Below are 5,376 nucleotides of genomic sequence, written 5' to 3'. Positions count from 1 at the left end.
GCTTGCTCGCGGCATAGTCCGTCTGCCGCGCCGTGCCGACGAGTCCGGCGGCGGACGCGATCGTGACAATATGCCCGCGGCCTTGCTCGATCATGGCTGGCAGGAAGGCGCGCGTCGTCCAGAACAAGGCTGCCGCCATGTTCCTCGATAATCTTCTTCACAATCGGCAGCCCCAGCCCCGTGCCCTTTTCGCGGGTGGTAACATAGGGTTCGAACAGCCGCGCCCGGTCATGCGGCAGGCCAATGCCATTGTCGGCAATGCTGATCAGCGCCCGATCGCCCTGCACCGCAAGCAAGACCCGCAATTCGGGTTTAAACCCGTCGGGCGCCCCGGCCTCGACCAGCGATTCAATCGCCTCGCCCGCGTTCTTGATCAGGTTGGTCAGGGCCTGACTGATCATGGTGCCGTCCAGTTCGGCCCAGATCGGGCCTTGCGGGATGGTGCTGTGGAAGCTGACATCGGGCTGGCCGTTTTCCTGCAACAGCACCGCGTCCCGCACCAGCGCCGCCAGATCGGCCTGTTTGCGGTCCGGCTCGGGCATCCGGGCGAATTTCGAGAACTCGTCCACGATCCGGCGCAGATCGTTGGTCTGGCGCACGATGACCTCGGTCAGTTGCTCAAGATCGGCCGCCTTGTCCGCCGCCAGATCGTTGCGGAATTTGCGCTTGATCCGCTCGGCCGACAGCTGGATCGGCGTCAGCGGGTTCTTGATCTCATGCGCGATGCGCCGCGCCACATCGCCCCAGGCCGCCATGCGCTGAGCCGAGACCAGATCGGTCACGTCGTCAAAGGCCACAACATAGCCTTCCAGCACCCCGTCAGACCGGCGCCGGGTTGCCATGCGCACCAGAAGATTTTCCATCTTGCCACGGCGCAACAGTTTCAGCTCTTCCTGCGCGGCTTCGGATCCCTTGTCGCGCAGCCGGTCGAACAGGGCCGCAAATTCGGGCACCACCGCCCCCAGCGGCAGATCGTGACCGCCGTCCTCGTCCAGATCCAGCAACCGCATCGCCGAGCGGTTCAGGAAATCGACCTGCCCGTCCGGGTCCAGACCGATCACCCCCGCCGTGACCGAGGACAGCACGGAATCGAACAATCGGCGGCGGCGTTCGATCTGGCGGTTGGTCTCGATCAGGGTGTCGCGCTGGCCTTTCAGCTGGCGGGTCATCTGGTTGAAAATCCGGCCCAGCATGGCGATTTCATCGTCGCCCTTTTCCTCGACCACGCGCACATCCAGATCGCCGGCGCCAACGCGCTGCGCCGCCCCGGCCAGCCGCCCCACCGGGCGCGACAGCCGTTCAGCAAACCACATCCCCAGCCAGATCGCCGCCAGAATAAGGATCAGCGCAAAGCCGATATAAAGAATACCGAATTCGAACAGGATGCGACCGCGATCTGATTCAAGCTGTTGATAGAAGGTCGCGGTTTCCTGCGTCTCGTCCAGCAGATTCAGGATGTTGCCATCCACCGTGCGCGAGATGAACAGAAAGCGGTCGACATAAGCGTCCAGCTTGATCAGCGCCCGGTATTCGTTGTTGTCCCAATCTTCGATGATGACGGTTTCGCCAACCTCGGCGCGGGCCAGTTCCTCGCGGGAAGGTGGTTCATAATCAAACAGATAAGACCGTTCGCCACGGGCGCGTATCTCGGCGTTTGAGTCGATGACATAGGCCTCTTTCAGGCCGCGCTGAACCTGCGATTGCACCGTGGTCAGATGCTGGCGAATTTCGCCATCGGTTATGAAGAACGTCGATTGCCGCGCCAGATTCAGATAGGCCGCCACCGCGCCCGCGTCTTCGGTCAGGTCGTCACGGTGTTCGTTTTCATAGGTCTCGGCCGCCGCCAGCGACGATCCGACCACCTGCCGCACCCGGTCCGAGAACCAGCCCTCAAGCCCGGTGTTCACCGTCAGCACCGCGAAGACCGCGACAAGGATGGTCGGCACCAGCGCCACCAGCGCGAACACGCCCGTAAGACGCAAATGCAACCGCGACCCGGCCGAGTGCCGACGCCGTGCGGCGATCATCCGGACGATGCGCTGCATCACCAGCGCCGCCACCACCAGCACGTAAACCATGTCGGCCAGAAGAACCGTGCGCAGCCCGACCGAGGACGATCCCTGATCCAGCGGACCCAGCATTAGGAAGGTGCTGAGCGCCAGCGCCGGGCCAAGAATGACCAGCCCCAGAGTCGCGGCGTTCTGGACGCGCTTTTGCCGCCGCATCCGCGACAGCCGATCCCATGTTGCGCTTCTTGCGGGGCTTCGCACCGCCAGCCTCATTTCCTGACCTGCCGCTATTGCGGCGCACCGTTTTACCGATGCCCCCGACGCACTGCGGCAGTGGGGACACGCTGCTGTTGCGGTTTTACATCAACTTGCGGCGGCGTGTCACGCGAATATCCAGATCGGTGATCTTCTTACGCAGGGTATTTCGGTTGATCCCCAATAGATCAGCACATTTCGCCTGATTTCCGCCCGTGGCATCCAGCGCGATCTCGATCAGCGGTGTTTCCACCTCTTTCAGAATGCGCCCATACAGGCCCGGCGGCGGCAGAACCCCGCCATGCAGATCGAAATAGCGCCGCAGGTGCTTACCCACCGACGAAGACAGCTTTTCGCCCTCGCCGCCGCCAACCAAAGGTTCGATTTCCGGCTGGCTGCCCAGCACGGCTTCGACTTCGGCGCGGCTGATGATTTCCTCGGACGAGGTGACGACCAGCCGGCGAATGGTGTTCTCAAGCTGGCGCACGTTGCCCGGCCAGCTATAGGCGCGGATCAGGTCGATCGCATCCGGCGCGAACCGGCGCAGCGCCAGCCCGTCGCGCTCGGCGCGGGCAAGGAAATGGTCGGCCAGCAGCGGAATGTCATCGACCCGTTCGCGCAGCGACGGCACGTTCACCGTCACACCGCCCAACCGATAGAACAGATCCTGACGGAACTGGCCCGATTCCATGCGATGCATCAGGTCGGTTTGCGAACTGGCCATGATCCGCGGCGCGTTCGGGCCGAACCCGTCCAGCATCCGCACGATCCGGGCCTGCGCCTCGGCATCCAGATCGGACACCTCGTCGAACAGGATCGAACCACCGCGCACCCGCGCCACCAATTCAGACGGGCCATCCATACCCATCAGGTCGCTGGCCGAAGCAGTGACGAACGGCAGGTTGCGCCGATCCGAGAAATCGTGAATTGCCCGCGCGATCAAAGACTTGCCGGTGCCGCTTTCGCCGGTGATCAGCACCGCCAGATCGGTATTCATCACCCGCGCCACCAGCCGATACAGCGCCTGCATCTGCGGCGTGCGCCCAACCAGCGGCAGGTCTTCGGACGGTTCTGCCTCGACCGGGTCCGAGACCGGGCGGGTCGCGGTCGGCACCCGGCGCTTGGTCTCAAGCGCCCGCGCCGCGCGTTTCATCAGATCCGGCAGATCGAACGGTTTCGGCAGGTAATCATAGGCATCGGCCTCGGCGGCCTGAATGGCCGTCATGATCGTATTCTGCGCCGAGATCACAATCACCGGCAGGCCGGGCCGTTCCATGCTGATCTTGGGCAGCATCTCAAGCCCGTTACCATCGGGCATGATCACATCCGAGATCACCAGATCGCCCTTGCCCTCTTCGATCCAGCGCATCAGCGTCGTCAGCGACGAGGTCGCGTGAACCTTGCACCCGGCACGCGTCAGCGCCTGCGTCAATACCGTGCGAATTGTGCGGTCGTCGTCAGCAACCAATACTGTGCCATCCATCAGAGCACCTCCGGTCTGTTACGATAAGTCATGATTTTCCCTTTTCCCGAGGCGCGACAGGCAACGAGATGCGAAACACCGTGCGCCCCGGCACCGAGTCCACTGCGATCAGCCCGTCATGGTCGGATATGATTTTCGACACCAAGGCCAGGCCCAGCCCGGTGCCGTTCTCGCGGCCCGAAACGAAGGGCTCGAAGATTTCGCTGGCGATTTCCGCCGGCAGACCGGGGCCATCGTCGATGATTTCGATCTGCAACGGCACCGGCTGGCCGGTGCCATCCTTGCGGCGGCGGCGCAGCGACTGGTCATAGAATGTCCGAATGCGGATCGTGCCGGCCTGACCGGTGCCGCGAATGGCCTCGGCGGCGTTTTTCAGCAGGTTCAGGAACACCTGCAACAACTGATCGCCATCGGCCATGGTCTGCGGCAGCGACGGGTCATATTCCGACACCACCCGCAGGTTCACCGCGAAACCAACCGCGGCCGAGGTCCGCGCCCGGTCAAGAATGTCATGTATATTCAATGGCTTCAATTCAGGCGGGCGCAGATTGCCGAATTGCTCGACCTGCTCCAGCAGTTTCACGATGCGGCGGCTTTCCTCGACGATCAGATCGGTCAGTTCCTGATCGTCCGCTGACAGGCTCATCGACAAAAGCTGTGCCGCGCCGGTGATCCCGGCCAGCGGGTTCTTGATTTCATGCGCCAGCATCTCGGCCATGCCGATGGCCGATTTCGCCGCCGATTTCGAGCTTTGCGCCCGGCCCAGACGTTCAGCGATATCGCGGGGCGAGATCAGCATCAGGATCGTGCCTTCGGATTCGCGCAGCGGTGCCATCTGGATGTTGCACTGGATCGGCGGGCGGCTTGGGGCCGAGACCTCGACATCGTTGATCACCAGTTCGCTTTGGTTGACGCGGACCCGGTCAAAGGCCTCGTCCAGCAGCGCGGCGATCGACATGCGCTCCCACACCAGCGCGCCTTTCAGCGCCTTGGTCGAGGTGTTCAGAAACTGTTCGGCAGCGGGGTTCATCCGCTCGATCCGGTTGTTGCGGTCCAGAATGAACGATGGCACCGGCAGCGCTGACCAGACGATATCACGCTCACGCAGGATCATGCCGCTTGCCTTTCCGCCGTGCCGGTCAGCGCCTCGGCCAGCAGGTTCAGCACCTGCGCCGGGCGTTTCGCGGTCAGAACCTCGCGGCGCAGCCCCGAGGGCGTGCCAGCGCTGTCCATATACCATCCCAGATGTTTACGGGCGACGCGCCCGCCCAGATCGGCGCCGTAAAAGCCCAGCATCGCCTCAAAATGCGCCGCCACCATGTCGATCAGCGCCGCGCCTTGCGGAATTGCGGGCCGGGGCGCGCCGAACAGGTCATGCGCGATTTCGGCAAGGGCCCAGGGCCGCCCCTGCGCGCCGCGTCCGACCATCACGCCATCGGCGCCCGATTGATCCAGTGCCACGCGGGCGCTGTCGGTGTCGGTGATGTCGCCATTGGCAATCACCGGGATCGAGACCGCCTCGCGCACCGCCCGGATCGCGGCCCAATCAGCGCGTCCCTTGTAGAATTGACAGCGGGTGCGGCCATGAATGGTGATCATGCGAATGCCCGCCGCCTCGGCCCGGCGGGC

4 protein-coding genes and 1 pseudogene are annotated in these 5,376 nt (G+C 63.6%); all 5 read right to left on the bottom strand.

Features of this window, described 5'->3' with window-relative positions:
• Positions 1-94 (bottom strand): SDR family NAD(P)-dependent oxidoreductase (locus ABYW26_RS09800; protein ID WP_372604645.1); only part of this gene is annotated, 94 nt, incomplete at its 3' end.
• Between the two features lie 85 nt (positions 95-179).
• Positions 180-2,045, bottom strand: a pseudogene (locus ABYW26_RS09795) (HAMP domain-containing protein); the annotation flags it as partial.
• A gap of 322 nt (positions 2,046-2,367) precedes the next feature.
• Positions 2,368-3,747, bottom strand: coding sequence for a response regulator (locus ABYW26_RS09790; RefSeq protein ID WP_372604644.1), 1,380 nt, complete (start codon positions 3,745-3,747; stop codon positions 2,368-2,370).
• 28 nt (positions 3,748-3,775) lie between these two features.
• Positions 3,776-4,861, bottom strand: coding sequence for a nitrogen regulation protein NR(II) (locus tag ABYW26_RS09785; RefSeq protein WP_372604643.1), 1,086 nt, complete (start codon positions 4,859-4,861; stop codon positions 3,776-3,778).
• On the bottom strand, positions 4,858-5,376 hold a 519-nt coding region (locus tag ABYW26_RS09780), incomplete at its 5' end, for a tRNA dihydrouridine synthase (RefSeq protein WP_372604642.1). The genes ABYW26_RS09785 and ABYW26_RS09780, both read right to left, overlap by 4 nt.

Source organism: Actibacterium sp., assembly GCF_041584535.1.
Lineage (GTDB): Bacteria > Pseudomonadota > Alphaproteobacteria > Rhodobacterales > Rhodobacteraceae > Actibacterium_D.
This window is presented reverse-complemented; position numbering and strand designations above follow the sequence as displayed.